The sequence below is a fragment of the Aureitalea sp. L0-47 genome (assembly GCF_026126405.1).
Taxonomy (GTDB): domain Bacteria; phylum Bacteroidota; class Bacteroidia; order Flavobacteriales; family Flavobacteriaceae; genus Pukyongia.
In genome coordinates this window covers 193,748-211,911 of record NZ_JAFMTQ010000001.1, presented here as the reverse complement: position 1 = coordinate 211,911, position 18,164 = coordinate 193,748, and the positions used below count along the sequence as shown (strand labels likewise).

At 42.8% G+C, this 18,164-nt stretch carries 14 protein-coding genes; 4 read left to right on the top strand and 10 right to left on the bottom strand.

Features of this window, described 5'->3' with window-relative positions; genetic code table 11:
- Window positions 1–143: 143 nt before the first annotated feature.
- The 5 genes from J1N09_RS00875 to J1N09_RS00855 all read right to left on the bottom strand — a co-directional run bounded on the left by J1N09_RS00875 (window position 144) and on the right by J1N09_RS00855 (window position 6,148).
- The gene (locus J1N09_RS00875) at window positions 144–1,040 is read right to left on the bottom strand and encodes an aminotransferase class IV (RefSeq protein ID WP_265197491.1); all 897 of its coding nucleotides are present in this window, start codon (window positions 1,038–1,040) and stop codon (window positions 144–146) included.
- A gap of 3 nt (window positions 1,041–1,043) precedes the next feature.
- Window positions 1,044–1,766, bottom strand: coding sequence for a sulfotransferase family protein (locus tag J1N09_RS00870; RefSeq protein WP_265197490.1), 723 nt, complete (start codon window positions 1,764–1,766; stop codon window positions 1,044–1,046).
- A 143-nt stretch (window positions 1,767–1,909) separates the two neighbouring features.
- Window positions 1,910–3,757: a glutamine--fructose-6-phosphate transaminase (isomerizing) gene (glmS, locus tag J1N09_RS00865; protein ID WP_265197489.1), complete on the bottom strand. Its 1,848-nt coding sequence runs from the start codon at window positions 3,755–3,757 to the stop codon at window positions 1,910–1,912.
- Between the two features lie 9 nt (window positions 3,758–3,766).
- On the bottom strand, window positions 3,767–5,323 hold the full coding sequence (locus tag J1N09_RS00860; protein ID WP_265197488.1) for a DUF4270 domain-containing protein: 1,557 nt from the start codon (window positions 5,321–5,323) through the stop codon (window positions 3,767–3,769).
- 15 nt (window positions 5,324–5,338) lie between these two features.
- The gene (locus J1N09_RS00855) at window positions 5,339–6,148 is read right to left on the bottom strand and encodes a glycogen/starch synthase (RefSeq protein ID WP_265198104.1); all 810 of its coding nucleotides are present in this window, start codon (window positions 6,146–6,148) and stop codon (window positions 5,339–5,341) included.
- 196 nt (window positions 6,149–6,344) lie between these two features.
- Here J1N09_RS00855 and panC point away from each other — a divergent pair, with 196 nt between their 5' ends.
- The 4 genes from panC to J1N09_RS00835 all read left to right on the top strand — a co-directional run bounded on the left by panC (window position 6,345) and on the right by J1N09_RS00835 (window position 9,802).
- A complete protein-coding gene (gene panC, locus J1N09_RS00850; protein ID WP_265197487.1) occupies window positions 6,345–7,193 on the top strand; it encodes a pantoate--beta-alanine ligase in 849 nt (282 codons plus the stop codon).
- Window positions 7,194–7,273: 80 nt separating this feature from the next.
- Complete coding sequence (panD, locus tag J1N09_RS00845; protein WP_265197485.1) at window positions 7,274–7,624, top strand: aspartate 1-decarboxylase; 351 nt, start codon at window positions 7,274–7,276, stop codon at window positions 7,622–7,624.
- A 1-nt stretch (window position 7,625) separates the two neighbouring features.
- Window positions 7,626–8,597, top strand: coding sequence for a lysylphosphatidylglycerol synthase transmembrane domain-containing protein (locus J1N09_RS00840; protein WP_265197484.1), 972 nt, complete (start codon window positions 7,626–7,628; stop codon window positions 8,595–8,597).
- Between the two features lie 50 nt (window positions 8,598–8,647).
- Window positions 8,648–9,802 carry an alpha/beta hydrolase gene (locus tag J1N09_RS00835; protein WP_265197483.1) on the top strand — a complete coding sequence of 385 codons (1,155 nt, stop codon included), beginning with the start codon at window positions 8,648–8,650 and terminating at the stop codon, window positions 9,800–9,802.
- A 61-nt stretch (window positions 9,803–9,863) separates the two neighbouring features.
- Here J1N09_RS00835 and J1N09_RS00830 read toward each other — a convergent pair whose 3' ends face one another.
- From J1N09_RS00830 to J1N09_RS00810, 5 genes are read right to left on the bottom strand one after another with little or no spacing between them, the layout of a single operon-like run.
- Window positions 9,864–10,454 (bottom strand): hypothetical protein, encoded by a 591-nt coding sequence (locus J1N09_RS00830; RefSeq protein WP_265197482.1) that lies wholly within the window; start codon window positions 10,452–10,454, stop codon window positions 9,864–9,866.
- Window positions 10,438–13,752, bottom strand: coding sequence for a hypothetical protein (locus J1N09_RS00825; RefSeq protein ID WP_265197481.1), 3,315 nt, complete (start codon window positions 13,750–13,752; stop codon window positions 10,438–10,440). The genes J1N09_RS00830 and J1N09_RS00825 overlap by 17 nt, the downstream gene beginning before the upstream one ends.
- 9 nt (window positions 13,753–13,761) lie before the next feature.
- Window positions 13,762–16,971 (bottom strand): hypothetical protein, encoded by a 3,210-nt coding sequence (locus J1N09_RS00820; protein ID WP_265197480.1) that lies wholly within the window; start codon window positions 16,969–16,971, stop codon window positions 13,762–13,764.
- Between the two features lie 12 nt (window positions 16,972–16,983).
- On the bottom strand, window positions 16,984–17,652 hold the full coding sequence (locus J1N09_RS00815; RefSeq protein WP_265197479.1) for an outer membrane protein: 669 nt from the start codon (window positions 17,650–17,652) through the stop codon (window positions 16,984–16,986).
- A gap of 3 nt (window positions 17,653–17,655) precedes the next feature.
- Window positions 17,656–18,153 carry a T9SS type A sorting domain-containing protein gene (locus tag J1N09_RS00810; protein ID WP_265197478.1) on the bottom strand — a complete coding sequence of 166 codons (498 nt, stop codon included), beginning with the start codon at window positions 18,151–18,153 and terminating at the stop codon, window positions 17,656–17,658.
- Window positions 18,154–18,164: the final 11 nt, after the last annotated feature.

Below are 18,164 nucleotides of genomic sequence, written 5' to 3'. Positions count from 1 at the left end.
TTCGGCTAAATATATAGATAAATTTAGCATGTTCTGAGTAAAGATGGGGATTTTTTGAGGTTTTGAGAATTTAATCAATGATAAATAAGAATATGTGAAACTGCTATTCATGCATAAGATATTCAAATCCATGAACTTAAGGATCACTCAACTTTCTCACATAATCTTCTAATATTATCGTTAAAAACAGCTATCACTTTATGCATTAGCGAGTTCACTGATGAAATTGTCCTTCCATCTATCTCAACCACCGGCGTGAGTTCTCCCATAGTGCCGGTTGCAAACACGGCATCCGCATTTATGAATTCGGAAAGAGAGAGATCTGCCTCCTGAATATCAATCCCCACTTCGCTACAAAGTGCTATAACAGTTCCCCTTGTTATTCCGGGTAGGCAGGCATTGGCGTGAGGGGTATAGATTGAGTTGCCTTTCACCATAAACACATTGCTACCGTTCAATTCGGCTACAAAACCCCTTTCATCCAGCATGAGTCCAGCGTCCTTACCGGCCACATTCGCCTGTATCTTTGCGAGGATATTATTGAGTAAATTGTTGTGGTGGATCTTGCTGTCCAGGAACTGAGGGCTGTTTCTCCTCTGACTGCTACTTATCACTTTGATCCCGCCTGTGTTATCATAAACCAATGGTTTCCATTCGGCCAGTACGATAAGACAACTTCCGCTTTGGTTAAGCCTGGGATCCATTCCACTCGTGATCTTTTCTCCGCGAGTTAAAGTGAGTCGAATGTGGGTATTGTCATTCATTTCATTCGCATCGAGTGTCTGCCTTATCGCATCTTTGATGAATTCTTTTGAAGGAATGTCATTAAAAGCCAATGTTTTGGCCGATTCGTGCAAACGGGTCAGGTGTTTGTCCAGGCAAACGATTCCTTCGGGATACACTCTCAATCCTTCCCAAACGGCATCTCCTCCCTGAACTACACTATCGAATACAGAGACTTTTGCTTCTGATCGGGGATACAGTTTATCTTTAATAAACACTTTGATGTCTTTATTTCGTGGATCAAACTTTTGTAACATTCTTTAGTTGTTTTGAATAATGTGTGATTGAAAACTCTCGTAAAAAGGCATTGCCTCTGCCAGTAACGGACCCAGATGCGGTGGAACCGTTACTGGTTTGCTCTGTTGTCTTGAGAATCCGGTTGTCTTATGCACATTGGCATACCAGTGTTTTGCCCATAGGCCATCTTCGGGAATTCCACCTTCCTTCCAGGACAGCATGCCTCTTTCGAATGGTACATCCAGCATATTGCACAATTTCCGAAGGTAACGTTCGGGATCTATCATGAGTTCATCACTATCTATTACCATGGGTGGTCTGCCTTTGCTCTTAAGAAATGAAAACAACTGAGCTGCTTTTTTGATGCCAATATCGGCCAGGGTGGGATTGGGAATAACCTTTGCGAACGAACCTATAAGCTTTTTCGGATGCCTGATGAGAATAAAATTCTTCCAATTCAGAAGGTAATCCGGATTCTCATTCAATAAATGATGAGCCATCCCTTTTAAAAATACATGGTTTTGATTGGCAAGCTCATCGATTTGCCTCACGATTTCCAATTCTTCGCACTCCATTGAATTCACGATATCGGAATGAGAAGGATGCTCAATGGACAACTTAGCATTGGACAGGTAATACCCATAGAAGGGTTCGTCCAGCACATGAAAATCACTGCGTTGCGCAAATGCATACATTAAGGCAGTTGAAATATTCCTGGGGCCCGAAATAAGATTGAAGACCTTCATGATTTAAAAGTATTAAAATTCATTGATTCAATAGAGAAATTGAACCATTTACCTGTTACTACAACAAACCATTAAAGATTGTCCCGTTAATTAGACGTGGTAAGAATCTAAACTGAGGATACAGATTAGAAAAAAAGAAAGGATTATTCTACTGTTACCGACTTCGCCAGGTTTCTCGGCTGATCCACGTTCTTACCTAACATCACAGCTATGTGATATGCAAGTAACTGAAGCGGTATAGTAGTAACCAGTGGGCTCAGAGTTTCGGGAGTCTTAGGAACTTCCATGATGAAGTCGGCCAGGTTTCTAACCGTGGTATCACCTTCCGTAACAACAGCGATGATCTTACCTTGCCTTGCTTTGATCTCTTCGATATTGCTCACCACTTTTTCGTAGTGATTACTGTTCACGGCGATAACAACTACAGGCATTTGTTCGTCGATAAGAGCGATAGGGCCGTGTTTCATTTCTGCAGCCGGATAACCTTCAGCGTGGATATAGGATATCTCTTTTAGTTTTAAGGCTCCTTCCAGTGCAACCGGGAAATTGTATCCCCTTCCGAGGTACAAGAAGTTGGAAGCATCCATAAATACCTCTGCTATCTCTTTAATCTTCTCATCGCTATTCAGTGCCTCAGCAACGTGATCCGGGATCATTTCAAGTTCCCGAAGATGCAACATAAAGTGTCGTTCGGATATGGTTCCTTTCTCTTTGGCGATGCGCAACGCGATCATTGTCAAAACCGTGATCTGTGTCGTGAAGGCTTTGGTGCTGGCCACTCCGATCTCCGGGCCCGCATGGGTATAAGTACCACTGTCTGTCTCCCTGGAAATCGTAGATCCAACAACATTACAGATGCCGTACACAAAGGCACCACGTTTCTTTGCAAGTTTGACGGCGGCCAGGGTATCCGCGGTTTCACCGCTCTGTGAAATAGCAATTACCACATCCTTCTCACTGATCACCGGGTTTCTGTATCTGAATTCGGAAGCGTATTCCACCTCAACCGGGATTCGGCACATGTCTTCGAATATGTATTCCGCCACCAGTCCGGCATGCCATGAAGTACCACAGGCAACAATAATGATCCTGTTGGCATTTTTGAATTTACCTATATGATCTTCAAGTCCGCCTAGCTTAACTATGCCTTTGTTAGCAAGTAATCTCCCCCTGTAAGTATCTTTTATTACGGTAGGTTGTTCATAGATCTCCTTAAGCATGAAATGCTCATATCCTCCCTTTTCGATCTGTTCCAGGTTCAATTGTAATTCCTGGATATAAGGATCCACCAACTTATCGTCCTTGATCTTTCGAACCCGCACTTCCCTTCCAAGTCGAATTATGGCCATTTCCTCGTCTTCAAGATATATGGCATTATTGGTGAATTCGATAAATGGTGAGGCATCACTAGCCACAAAAAACTCATCATCACCAATCCCGATAGCCAGAGGACTACCTAATTTGGCAACCACTATCTCATCTGGTTTGTTCTTGTCGAACAAAGCGATCGCATAAGCTCCTACGACCTGGTTCAAAGCTATTTGAACAGCCTTTCCAAGTTTTACATTCTCTTTCTTCTTGATCTCTTCGATCAGGTTGACCAGGACCTCAGTATCGGTATCGGACTCGAAAGAGTATCCACGATTTATAAGCTCCTGTTTGATGGATGCGTAGTTTTCGATAATTCCATTGTGGATGATCACCAGGTCTCCACTATTTGAATAGTGTGGATGTGAATTGATATCGTTTGGCACACCGTGAGTTGCCCATCTAGTATGACCTATACCTAAACTACCATGGGTGGTAATCTCTTTGGATATACGCTCTTCGAGGTCTGAAACTTTACCCTTGGTTTTTGAAAGTTGAATTTCGGTCCCATCGTACAAAGCGATTCCGGCACTGTCATAACCGCGATATTCGAGTCGTTTCAGTCCATTAATAATGATTGGATACGCTTCTCTTTTACCAATGTAACCTACTATACCACACATATAAAATTTCTATTCAGGGTCCGTGTAAAATAATTGGAGCTTCAGTCTTCTGTCGGAGTTAGCTGATCTGTTACCATGCAGAATCGTTCCTTCAGGAGAAACAATCGAACTTGCCGGCAACTCTTCTATTCCCGGAGCCTGGATATTTTCAATATCCTGAAATCCTGTCTCAAGCACGTTCTGGGAAACAATTAACCCTAACGGTACATTGGTCGAATCGCGGTTGATAACATTACTCACGTGGTTAGTGATCCTGATCTTGTAGAACTCACCATTATCGTCGGAACCTCTTTGAAGTCTTCCAAGGTGAACGTTCACCGCATCCACTGGATCAAGGTTGGAAGTGATATCCAGTCCGTAATCTGCCAGGACAGTACTGTTCTTTGTGTCGTATATAATGAGGCGTTCCGGTTCCTGGTCTCCCCCGGTAACCTGGTTCTTATCCACATAAAAAATGAGGTTGGCTTCATTGATGATCCATCCTTCGTTTCTAAGATCTTCCAGTTCATCTGCAACACCATCGTCATCCAGGTCGGGTCCGAAAAGCTCTATCACAGATATAATCCCATCTCCACCTCTAACATACAAACGCTCTTCTCCTTCCTGAAGGTTCTGTTCGAACAGATCCTGGCGAATATTAACGGGAAGATCATCCTCGTAGGTATTAACACTGATAGCATTAAATGACATTCCTACTTCTCCGTTAAACCGCTCTATGGTATCGGATCCGGGAGCTTCAAACACATCCGTTCCTTCTGTTTGAAAGGAAAAGTGAACCGTTAAACTCGCTTCCTCCAGGTCCATCATGAAAAGGTTTCCTTCATCGTTAGTCGATTCTACCTGGAAGTACAATCCTCGGAAATAATCCCTGAAGTTGTTATTGTTTATTAGTTCAATCGACCCGCTCTTTGTCAGGATCTTCTCCTGGAAGAATTCTTTGGGAAGTTTGGTTCTTAGGCCAGGTCTAATTGATACTGTATCGTTTATAACAATAGCGTCTTCACTTGGTTTGAAATCCTCTATCCTGTGAATGAGTTCTCCAAGGTTCGATTCAAATATGGACGTTTGATTCGAATAGTAATTCTGCGGATCTTCGAATCCGGTATTTGGATCGAATTCCCGAAGGAAATAATTCGATTCATAGATATTGATGTTGATAGGAGCGTCACCGTAGATAGAATCCAGTTCATAGGTCACTTCTTCACCTTCTGTTATTTCAGTAGAAAAATAAGGGAGATACAACACTACACTATCAACTCTTGGTGCTATCTCAAAGTTGGGGCCCGTATTATTCAGGGTAAGTTGTGATAGAAAGTTTATCGTTCTTTTTCCGTAAATGGGATCGTTGTAAACACCCATTTGGTATACCGGCAAACCGTTGGTCTGAACCGGAAGTAATTTGCGGCTGTACGAAACAACTGATAGGCTATCGGTAAATTCCGATTGGAAGGTCTCGTTCCCAATTATAGAAACTCCAATCGTATTGAAATCTTCCTCGCAAGATGCAAAGGCGATAATTAGCGCTAAGATTGCCAGGGCTTTAGGCAGGGTATACTTAATCTTCATAAAGCTGTGCTACGGTTATCCTAATACCTTAGATTGGTAAAAATCTATATATGCCGATTCGATCTCCTCAATTTTATGATACTTTAACACCGGCTTTTTGAGATCATTAAGATAGGTCGATAATTCCTCTGGTATCACTTCGGAACCAATGATAATTGCATCGGAATTGTCTATGGCGACCTTCATCATATTTACGTAGGTTGGATTATCCAATCCATTGATACATTCCTCGGAGATACCATCGAACATAATCTTATCCTTAACGTTCTCATGTAACGTTCCTTCGAAGCCTTGATTGTATACTGAAGTAACTATTTTACTGTTTTCGAACAAAGGTTCGTTTTCGTAATATTTCTGAAGGTACAGAGGAAGCAAAGAAGCCAACCATCCGTGAACGTGGATAATGTCAGGTGACCAGTTCAATTTTTTAACCGTCTCAATTACCCCTTTTGCGAAAAAGATAGCTCGCTCATCATTGTCCTCAAAGAGATTTCCGTCTTCATCGGCATAGGTAGCTTTTCTTTTAAAATACTCTTCATTGTCGATAAAATATACCTGCATTCTCTCCTTCGGAATAGAGGCAACTTTAATAATCAGGGGCATGTCAAGGTCGTTGATCGTAAGATTCATCCCGGAGAGTCGAATAACTTCGTGCAGCTGATGTCTCCGCTCATTGATGTTCCCGTAACGCGGCATGAAGATGCGAATCTGCCCGCTGTTGTTATTCACTATTCGAGGTGTTTCAAACGACATCGAAGAAATCTCGGTCTCAGGCAAGTACGGTACTACTTCGGAAGAAACATACAAGACTCTTTTATCTTTCATCATTGATTCTATAGTTTATGGCACCTTTAATTAATCCTAGTTTACGTCAGGGATTTCCTGGAAACAGGCGTCTTTTATACGCTAAAATCAAAAAAAATGCCGCTTTATTGGCGTTGCTCTTAAAAACACGCAAAATTACGAAATTTTATGCAGATTGGGGCCAATATCTTAATTTTACCGGCTCTAAAGATATTCTATGGTCATTTACACAGACAAGCAACTTCTTCAATCTTTCGTTAGAAGGGAAAAGAAAAAAGGGAAACAGTTAGGTTTTGTCCCGACCATGGGAGCACTGCACCGGGGGCATATGTCACTGGTGGAGATGGGGTTAAGCGAAAACGACTTTGTTGTTGTTAGCATCTTTGTGAATCCCACTCAATTCGATAATCAACAGGATCTTGATAAATACCCCAGAATACATAAACAGGACCAGGAGCTACTCGAATCACTGGAAGGTGAAGTGATACTCTATATCCCCGATGCCCAAAGTATTTACGGAGAATCCATTAAAGCGAGGCGGTTTACCTACGACGGACTGGAACACCAGATGGAAGGGGCGCATAGGAAGGGGCATTTCGACGGTGTAGGCACCATCCTCACCTTACTATTCGATATTGTGGAACCGGATAGAGCATATTTTGGAGAGAAAGACTTTCAGCAGTTACAAATCGTAAAGAAACTGGTGGAAAAACACCATATCTCCGTTGAAATTATCGGCTGTCCGATTGTAAGAGAAGCGAATGGCCTTGCCATGAGTTCAAGGAACAGGCGACTAAGCAAGAAGGAATTTGAGGAAGCAGCGTTCATATATAAAGTCCTGATGGAAGTGAGAACTCGTTTTTCTTCTGAATCCATCAGTAATTTGAAAAAATTCGTTGAGGAACGGTTTTTGCATCACGAATTACTGAAACTGGAGTATTTCGAGATCGCCAACGAGAAAACACTGGTTCCGGCAGTACGGAAACGAAAGCATAATCGCTACAGGGGTTTTATAGCCGTGCATAGCGGGAGTATTCGTCTGATAGACAATGTGGCATTGTACTGAGCAACGGGAATCTGAGGTGAGCTTTGGAAATCAGTTTTCACCTGTTATTGTTTCATAATCATAATTAGTATCTTTGCGCCATGCAAATACATGTAGTTAAATCCAAAATCCACAGAGTTAAGGTTACTGGTGCCGATCTTAATTACATCGGCAGTATTACAATAGACGAAGATCTAATGGACGCTGCTAATATTGTGGAAGGAGAAAAAATTCAGATCGTTAACAACAACAATGGTGAACGACTTGAAACCTACGCCATCCCCGGTAAACGCGGAAGTGGAGAAATCACACTTAATGGAGCGGCTGCAAGGAAAGTAGCCCCGGGCGACGTTCTGATCTTGATCACTTACGCCATCATGAGCGTTGAGGAAGCTAAAGCCTTCAAGCCCGCACTTGTGTTCCCAAATGAGGAGAACAACTTACTAGTATAAATTGAATAAATCCCTTTCCAGATTCCTGCAAGTTGCCATCCCGCTGGCATTGGGAGGATTCCTGCTATGGTATATTTACAACTTGTTCACACCCGAACAGCTCGAGCAAACATATACTCATTTCAAGGAAGCAGATTACTGGATCGTGGCATTTTCGGTGGGGCTTAGTGTTCTCAGTCATCTCATGAGGGCGTATCGCTGGAACCTGATGCTCGAGCCTATGGGATATCATCCCAAACTGGCCAATAATTTCATGGCCGTATCAGTTGCCTATCTGATGAACCTATTCATCCCTAAAAGCGGTGAAGTTTCCCGGGCAGTGATTCATTCCAAATACGAAGGTATTCCTTTCGATAAAGGGTTTGGCACTATCATATCGGAACGGGTCGTGGACCTGTTCTTTCTAGGGCTGTTCACACTGACCGCATTGTTGATGCAATTCGATGCTTTATACGATTATATAAACGCAACCATTCCAATAAAGAAAATGATCATTGCTTTAGTTGCATTGGCAATACTGACCACTGTTTTCCTGGTTTTTGTAAAACGATCAAAAGGCGCATTCGCTAAAAAGATTAAAGTTTTTCTGGGCGGACTTCAAGAAGGGCTTTTCAGTATTGTCAAGATGAAGAAAAAAGGACTTTTCATTTTGCTAAGCTTTGTCATTTGGGCATTATATGTAGCATCCTTTTATGTTGCCACAAAAGCACTGGATGAAACTTCCAACTTCTCCGCAGGTATTATCATAATAACCTTTGTTGTGGGTAGTTTCACCTTTGCGTTTACCAATAGCGGATTTGGAACCTATCCTGCAGCCATTATGGGTATTCTGCTGATCTTTGGAATAGCGAAATCGGCCGGACTTGCCTTTGGGGTGATCGTATGGACATCGAATATTATTTCCATAGTTTTCTTTGGGCTATTGTCCTTGTTCCTATTACCCGTCTATAATCGAAAGAAGGAAGTTAACTAGGCTGGCATTTTCAAAATTTACTATCTTTCAGGACCAAAACTTCCTATCTTATGAAGCAACTGCTGACCCTGGCGTTTACCATAATCCTGAGTTTTAACGCCTTTGCCCAATCTAAAGTTATTTATGAAGAATTTACTTCTTATAAACTGGACGACACACGACGGTTGAAAATTCAACTCCCAAGGGATTACGAAGCTAATGTTGAGAAGTCCTACCCCATTGTGATCGTCCTGGACGCAAACTACCTCTTCGAACCTGTAGCAGGAAATGTAGATTATTTCGCTTATTGGGAAGATATGCCGGAATGTATCGTAGTGGGCGTAATGCAGGGAGATGGACGATACGACGACTGTAATTACGACGACACTAACTTCATGCCTGCGGACCAGGGTGCTGATTTTTTCGAATTCGTAGGGCTTGAACTTATTCCATATATCGATGACAACTACAGAACCGCGAAATTCGTAATCGCAGTAGGGCACGATTTTACTGCCAATTTTATCAACTATTATCTCTTTAAGGATCCGCCATTGTTCAATGGGTATATCAGCCTTAGCCCGGACCTGGCTCCTATGATGGACGAACGGCTGCCTGAGCGCATCCCCTCTATCGAATCGAAGATATTTTATTACCTGGCCACAGGAACAGACGACATCCAGGACCTCATGGCGATAAGCGAGAATTTGAATAAATCACTCAAACCACTGGACTCGGATCGTTTTAAATTCTATTACGACAATTTTGAAGGAGCCACGCACTATTCCCTGGTGGCTAGGGCCATTCCCTCTGCCATGGAAAAGATCTTTTCTGTGTACCGTCCCATCAGCAAACAGGAGTACTCCGATGTAATCATGAAACTGGAAACTCCTGTCCACCATTACCTTCAGGATAAATACATGACCATCGAAGACCTTTTTGGTCTTAGCAACCCGATTCGTATCAACGATTTCATAGCAACCGCAACTGCCGCCGAAAAGAAGAAACAATGGGAATCACTTCGTGAGATCGCTTCTATGGCACAACGACAATATCCGGATACGGTGCTGGGAGACTATTACATGGCCAGGTTCTATGAGGAAACAGGGGAACCCAAAAAGGCCATGCGTACCTTTCAGGGTGCCTTCGACAAGGAGGAGGTAGACTTTATCACCGTGGATCTTATGCTGGATAAAGCGGATAGGATCAAGGAAGACTTTGGCTATTAAAAAAACCCGACAGATTCTACAAAGCTGCCGGGTCCTGGGCTATATTGATTAGTTAGCTAATTTAAATTTGCTTCTGCTCTTTCTGCTTGCGGAAATAGAGTATGTACGAAACGATTTCACGGGTACTTTTCAAATGCCCTTCAAAGAGGTCCGGGCGATATACATCCGGTCTTCCATTATCTATTTTAGTTATTGCCGGGTCGAAAAAGCCATAGGTGTAAAAAGCAGCCGTCACCACCTTATCCGTTTGCAATACATTGTCGTAGGCATATATGTATTTCAATACTTCCTCTTTGTGGTCGGGATACAGGTTGATCATTTGCCAGAAAGCCTTTTGTAATTCGTTGTTTTGCAAACTTACCTGCACATCTGCAAATGTATATCCGGCTTCACGATAACAACTAATCCTGTAGTTGTGATCGCTAATAAGCTTCTGTGCTTCATCACTGAAGATCATTTTACTACCCTCAATTCGAACACCAGGAGTCTCCAGCACGGTTATCCATTCATCCATCTTTTCCTTCTGCAATTTTAGCTGCGCCAGTTCTTCTTTTGAAAAAGTATATCCTTCGGTAGTTTCCTGAGACCTTGCAGTTCCCATCATAAGGAAACCAACAAGCAGGAAAGTATATATTCTATTTGTTACTCGCATAATCATTGCTATTTTCTGAAAGCGATAGCTTTTGGGCAATTCGCTCTAATTTCGATTCTAAGGTTTCTATTGAATTGTCTAATTGCCGTTGTTCTTTCTGAAGCTTTTCAACTCGTGACCTGAAGTCACCGTTCTGAATTCCGACAACTGTGTTAACCATCTTTGGGCCTTGATTCAGGTTTTCTTCCCAGGATCTTCCTACAGCCATTCTGAAGTCTTCAGTTGTCATTTCCGAAGGGCTTACAGCTACACCATAGCCTTGGAACTCGCTTCTCGCAACGATATAATCACCGCGTTTTACCGGCCCAATTACCTTGGCAGGAACTTGTCCGATAAAGGCAATGGTATTTCCTAAATGCTCCCTTCCCTTCTGGGGTGCGTTCCCAAGTACAATGGGCCTGTGGGAAACGATCATCAGTTGTTCGTACCCATTATAATCCTTTGTTATCTTTCCACCTTTTACGGCAATGATGTCACCAGCAGTCAGATATTCGTTTACATCAACTCGCTCCAACCACTCTGAATAATCTCCGTTTCCTGATGCGTATTCAACTCCTAATTTGTTGAATTCACTAATCAATCCTACTATGGCGGAAGCTCCACTCGAAATTCCATCGGCAAGATCAATTCCTATAAAATTACTTGCCACATTGAAGACATATACGTCATCCAAAAGTGTATTATTGGCAAAATCTTCGATGGACTGTGCTTTTACCGCTCCCGTTTGAACATCATTCACATCCTGGAAAGTTAAATAGTGATTTTCCGAAGACAGGGTTTCAGTAATATTCACTGTGGGTATATTTGGAATCAGCACAGAAGGTATACCCGGTTCCTGCAGAAACGGTAGGGATGGTAAGAAATTTGGAATGGTTCCCTGGAGCGTAAGCGCAGGTGCAAAGAGTTCAGGGATTACCAAAGGAGGAATATCCGGCACACATACATTTACGGGTGGTACACAAACCGTCACACAGCCTGCAAAAGGAACACATACACTAAAGCACGATTGCCCCGAACACGCCCCATTAATTCCGGGGAATACAGTTAACGGCAATGAAAGTGATGGACTTCCCGGAGGTATAACCTGATCTATGAAGAATGAAGGTGAAACAACACTGGGTAAATTCTTAGGAAGGCCTAACTGGGCATTTATCTCCTGAAGTAACAGGTTGTTAATATTGGCTATCGAATAATTTCGGAAAGATGGTAGTAAGGCGATCACATCGTTCACTGAAAACTGAGGTGAGTTATTTACGAGTGCCTGCTTTAAGGTATTGAAAGCCGTAACATAAGTTGGATCTGTAGCTGGGGGTGGATTCTGTGCTCCCGGGTCGTTACTCACAAGGGTTTGGTCTATTTTGAACACACCACCGTTTAGAAATCTTCCGTGATTATTCCCCAAAGTGATCTTTATACCATCTCCGTTTGTAAAATCACTGGTGTTTGAAAAAGATGCGACGAATTCGGCCGAGTCACTTTCAATTGAGATCGAACCTGCCTGAAGCGTTCGTATATCGGACAATCCGGTAACCGTAAGATCATTTTGAATAAATGTAAATCCGGAAATGTTTACCAGATTATTAAAGGTACTCAACCCAGCCACGTTTAGTTCCCCTGACATGTTTGTAGTATTACCATTCGTAACATTCAACGCGTTATTCAACGCTGTCACTCCTTCAACATCCAACAGCCCGGTAAGCTTTGTTTGGGCCGAATTATCGACTCTTAGTTCATTATTCATGGTGGATACGCCATCCACAACGAACTCCCCTGTAAATAATGATGATGCCGTATTGGCTACGGTAAGATCATTCTGAAATGTAGTGATTCCATCTACCGATAGACGTCCGTTTAAGCCTGTTGGACTTGAATTCTCAACATCCAATGAAACATTGAATGTACTAGGACCATCCACCGTGAGCATACCCGATAAAACTGTACTGGATTGATCGGCAACTGTAAGGTCATTATTCAAAGTAGTCGTCCCTACCACTTCTAATGTACTGTTCAATGCTGTTTCTCCATCCGTATTCAAGTTTCCGGATAATGCGGTAGCACTACCGTTATTAACAATAAGCTCGTCATTGAGATTTGTGATGCCGTTCACTTCAAGGTCATTTCCGAAGTCGATCTCACCATTCACATTCAATGGCCCGGTAAGCAAAGTAGGGCTCCCATTGTTTACATTCAATGCACTGTTGAGGTTGGTTGCCAGGTCTACAGTGAGTGTTCCTGAAAGGTTGGTTGGACTTGCGTTATTAACGTTCAACAGGTTGTCCAGATTGGTTGCACCATTTACCAACAACACATCATTCAAAGTGGTTTGTCCACTCGTATTCAATGTTCCCGACAAATTTGTGGGACTCATATTATTCACCGAAAGGGAGCTGTTCAGATTCGTATCGCCTTGAACAGTTAGGTCATTATCAAAGATCACTTCTCCGTCTACGGTAAGATCACCGGATAAATTCAGAGGACTTCCATTATTGATATTAACGGTATTATTAAAATTAGTAATCCCGTCAACTTCAAGTGTCCCGGTTAGAAGCGTTGGGCTTTGCTGGGTAACTTTTAAGTTATCATTCATTACCGTTGCTTCGGTGACCTCCAATGTACTTGCCAGTCTCGTGGCTTCCCCAACCTCAAGGGTACTATTTAGTTGTGTTTCCTGATCTACTCTTAAAGTCCCATTTAGAAAAGTAGGCGCCTCCTGGTTCACCAACAATGAATCTTTCAAGGTGGTGGGAAGTCCAACTTCCATGGAGCCTGTAAGGTCTACGGGGCTAAAGTTTCGAACACTAAGCAAACCATTCAGGTCTGTCACTCCATCTACCACAAGCCTGTCTTTGAACAAAGCATCCCTGTCCACAGTTACGGTTCCGGTAGCAGTAATATTTCGGTGGAAGGAATACGGCAGAAATAATAATTGCTGACTACTCAGCGCCACGAATTCTCCATTTAGATTGAGATCGACATTTAGGTCTTTGCGAGCTCCGTTCCAATCGATTTCATCAAAATTTCCTATAACGGCATCTCCCTGCCCGATGATCACTTTCACCATTCCATAGGCATCGGTTCTGGTTTCCTGTACTTCCTGAAATTCAACTCCGTTTAACTCGGATGTAACCGTGAAGCGAAGTAAAAGGTCTGTATCAGGAAGCACATTCCCTGTGATATCCTGACCAGGGACCTGCTGTGCATTTGGATCGAGTATAGTTGCCTGGTAGACAAGCCCGTCGGTTTGAGCCAGTCCGCTAATTCCAGACAATATGACTATGATTATTAGAAATCTTTTCATAACAGCTCCTTATTTATTGGATTCTATTAGCAATTCATCTGCTCTGTCTTCCAAAGCTTCCACCTGGGCCTCAATTGCCCTGAACTTTTGTTCGTAAGAGCGTTGTTTGGCTTCAAGTTTTTTCATGATATTGGCCCAGTCACCATTATGTACACCTACAACAGTGTTGACCATCTTCGGTCCAGGGTTGAGGTTTTCTTCCCACGATCTACCCACAGCAAGTACAAAATCCTCCGAGGTCATATCCTGCAAGGCAATCGCTTTACCATAACCGGAGATGTCGGCTCGTGCCACAATGAAATCACCGGAGCGCACCGGCCCCATTACTTTTACAGGAACTTGTCCCATAAATGCAACGTTGTTACCTAGTCCTTCTTTTCCTTCTTCCGGCACATTTCCAAGAATGATAGGCCTGTGTGAGACTACCATGATCTGTTCTAGTTCGTTTAGGTCCTTTGTTATCTTTCCTCCCTTTACTGCAACAATATCTCCTGCAGTTAGGTATTCGGAAGGGTCAAGTCGTTCAAGCCATTCTGCGTAATCCCCATTTCCGGAAGAGTACTCTACTCCAATTTTATTAAAGGCATCAACCAGGTTGGTTAATTCCACAGCACCTGCCGTAAGTCCATCCAGAAGATCGACTCCAACAAACGAGCTAACAACATTCAGTAAGTATACCGGGTCACAAACTGTGGAAGCATAAAAGTCACTGATGGACTGGCCTCGGATCTCTCCTGTGATCAGGTCGTTGGTGTCACGGAACGAGACGTAAACATTCTCTTTAGACAACGAGATAGGCACATCATCTGCCGGGATGAACGGAATGGTTACCGGAGGCAGCCCGCCGTTATTAGGTGAAACAGGCAGTCCGGGAATGAAATCCGGCACTACGGCATTCAAAACACCCGGAGGCAATCCTGGTTTTTGCGGGAGAATGTCTATACTTGGTAAATTTATTTCGGGTATGGTAATACCTACAAAAGGAATAGTCACACCTCCAAAGATCTGTGCCCCCTGAAGAATATTGGTTACCGGAAAAGATACACCCGGCAAGTCTATTCCATTAGTGGGCGTCATTCCGAACGAACCATTTATCTGGTTGAAAACAAAATCGTTCACAGCTACTATTGCACCGCTCCTTAAGTTATTTACGCTCGTACCAAAACCACCTATGATCTCTGCCGGGGTTATATCTCCGGGACTGGCTAGTTGGGCCTTCATCAGCGCAATTGCCTCTGAGTAAAGCGGATTTGCATTCGGACCCTGATCAAGGTAAGGATTTGGTAAAGGAGTAATTCCATTTAGGCCATAGTTACGCCCAAGTTTGATAAGTATTCCATCACCGTTTCCGGCGTTTGTGTTGGTAAACGTCGCCACATAACCTGAATTATTACTCTCCACCGCGATGGTTTCAGTAGAAATGCTACCCAATAAAGCAGTACCTGTAACCGTCATATCATTGTTGATGGTGGTTGCTCCGTTTATGGTTACCTGGTCATCGAAGGTTGCAACTCCATTTACGTTGAGATCTCCGTCGAGGTTGGATTCACTTTGGTTATTCACGTTGAGAGTGTTACGAAGGAAGGTTTCGCCTTCTACTGTTAATGTCCCCGACATATTCGTGGGGCTTTGATTTTCAACATTCACCGAATTCAAGAATGAACTTATACCCTCAACGGTTAGGGTTCCTGTTAATGCAGTAGGGCTTTGATTTGCAACTTCCAAATTATTATTCAAGGTCGTTTCACCGTCTACGTTAAGTGTTCCGGTTAATGTGGTTGGGCTTTCATTGGTAACGTCCAGCGAGTTGTTCAATGTGGCTTCCAAATTAACATCGAGTGAGCCAGTAAGTAAAGTCGAAGACCCATTAGCCACAGTTAGATCATCTTGCAGGGTTGTTTCACCTTGAACGATGAGTATATCATCTAAACTCGTTGCCCCTTCCACATTCAAGTTGCCGGAAAGAAAAGTAGCACTTTGGTTATTTACAAATAAATCGTCATTCAGATTGGTCACACCGTTTACGGTGAGATTGTTATTTAGAGTGATCGCTCCAAGCACGTCCAAAGTTCCTGAAAGGAATGTAGGTGCGCCATTGTTCACAGATAAACTGCTATTCAAATTAGTATCTCCATCTACAGTAAGACTACCGCTAAGATTGGTTGGGCTTTGGTTGTTTACATTAAGCAAATCCTCGAGGTTGGTCTGCCCAAGCACTTGTAAACTACTCCCCAGCGTCGTGGCTCCATCTACATCCAATGTTCCGGATAAATTCGAAGGGCTACTATTGTTTACATTTAATAAACTATTAAGATTGGTGTCTCCATTAACGGTTAGATCATCGTTCAATGTGGTTGAACCGTCCACATTCAGATTACCTGTTACATTCAAAGGACTCCCGTTATTAATGTTCACTGCGTTATTGAGGTCGGTAACACCAATTACAGTTAGTGACCCCGACAGAAAAGTAGCGCTCTCATTTGCCACAGTAAGTGAACTATTCAGGGTAGATTCCCCATCCACCGTAAGTGTACTGTTTAGTTGAGTAGCATCTTCTACATTCAGCGTGCTGTTAAGTCGGGTAGCTCCATCCACATCAAGTGTTCCAGTAAGTAATGTTGGGCTCTCGTTTATCACAGACAGGGAATTGTTCAGCGTTGTTGTTCCACCAACCACTAAGGTCCCTGTAAAGTTTGAAGGGCTTTCATTATTTACCGATAAAGCATCGTTCAGAATGGTTTCCCCATTAACCACCAGGTTATCATTAAGAAGCGTCTCCCCATCCACTCTCAATGTTCCTGTAGCTGTAATATTTCGGTGAAAAGCATATGGTATAAATGTTAACGGCTCTTTGTTCAGCAGTTTAAAATTACCATCCAGGCTGATGTCGACCTGCAGGTTTTTGGGCACTCCATCCCATTCTATTTCGGTAAACAAACCATTGGTAGGAGCTCCCTGTCCAATGATTAGACTAATCATTCCGAAAGAATCGGTGTTTGTGTTTTGAGTTTCGCTGTAAAGCGTTGTTCCGTCGCGTTTCAGAATTGTAAAACGAACTGTAACAGGACTATTGATAAGCACATTATTGGTGATGTCCTGTCCCGGAATTTCCTGTGCTTCAGGATCTAGTATCACCGCCTGATAGCTAAGACCGTCTGTCTGAGCCGAAGCGATAAATGTGCTTACCAGCAATACGAAAAGTAGGGTTAATTTTTTCATAAGTAATTCCTTTTATTCTTCTGAATCGATTTGTTCTTCATCTTTCTTTGAAGGAATCGAGATACGCATCCCGATACCAACCATATGTGTTTGAATTCGCAGTTCTTCCTGACTGGTACTGCCACCATTATCATCATTCAATCCAAGACTTTCACCGTACAGGTACTGAAGGTATACGCTGCTGTTCTCGGTTAGCGGATAGCTCAAACCGGCGCCTCCTCTGAAAAAGATGGCATTGTCGTCGAATTCTTCAACATCTATCAGGTTAATGACCTGGTTATTGATCGTTTGAGTTCCCTGTAAAAGGAATTCCATGGAAGTCGTTGCCTTAATGTGAAAGGCAAGATCCTGGATATTGAACAAGGTATAGTCAAATCCAAGAATGACCCCGAGATAATCCACATCCCATTCGAAAAAGTTGTTTAATGTGTTGTCGCTACCTACAGAACCGTAACTGTTGTAGTTCAATCCTAATGACACGTTAAGGCCTTCGGTAAGGATCTCTCGCCTGTAGCCAGCTTCCACATAATTCTGAGTGGTGTGCTGTAGATTATCGAGAGTTTCTCCCTGGGAATTGGTAAAATCGAAGGTAGAATCCACCTTACCGGCTTCCACATAGACTCCCTGTGCAGAGACCGAAAATCCAACAATTAGAAACGAAATGAGTAGAAGTTTTTTCATGATTTATTCTTTCAAGATGTTTGCTTTAAATTCTCTGTTGTTCGATGTTAGGAGCAACACATACTGTGCGCTTGAGAGGAAAGAGAGCTCAAGATTGATCTCTTTACTCGCCGCCATGGCACGGGTATGAACTACGCGTCCCAGCATATCGTAAATAGTTATTTCCACTTTCCCTTCAAGGCTTTCATTGAAAACAATCCTCACATCACTTGCGAACGGATTTGGGAAAATGACTGCATCAATAGGGTTTTTGTTTTCACTTCCCACACTTAAAATTCTAATGGGAGGTTGAATGAATCCCTGTCTTAGGGCATAGTTATCCGAAGCGTATAATCCGATTACACTTGATTGCCCAACACTTTGCTGAACAACATAGGTCTTGTTTCCACTTTGAACTGTGGAAGACGCCCCGGAAACACCAACCGTGGAGCGAACCAATTCCTGGCTCCAGGTGCTGGTCGTTGCTATGATCAGGATTACTATTAGTATGGATCGTTTCATAATATCTTCTG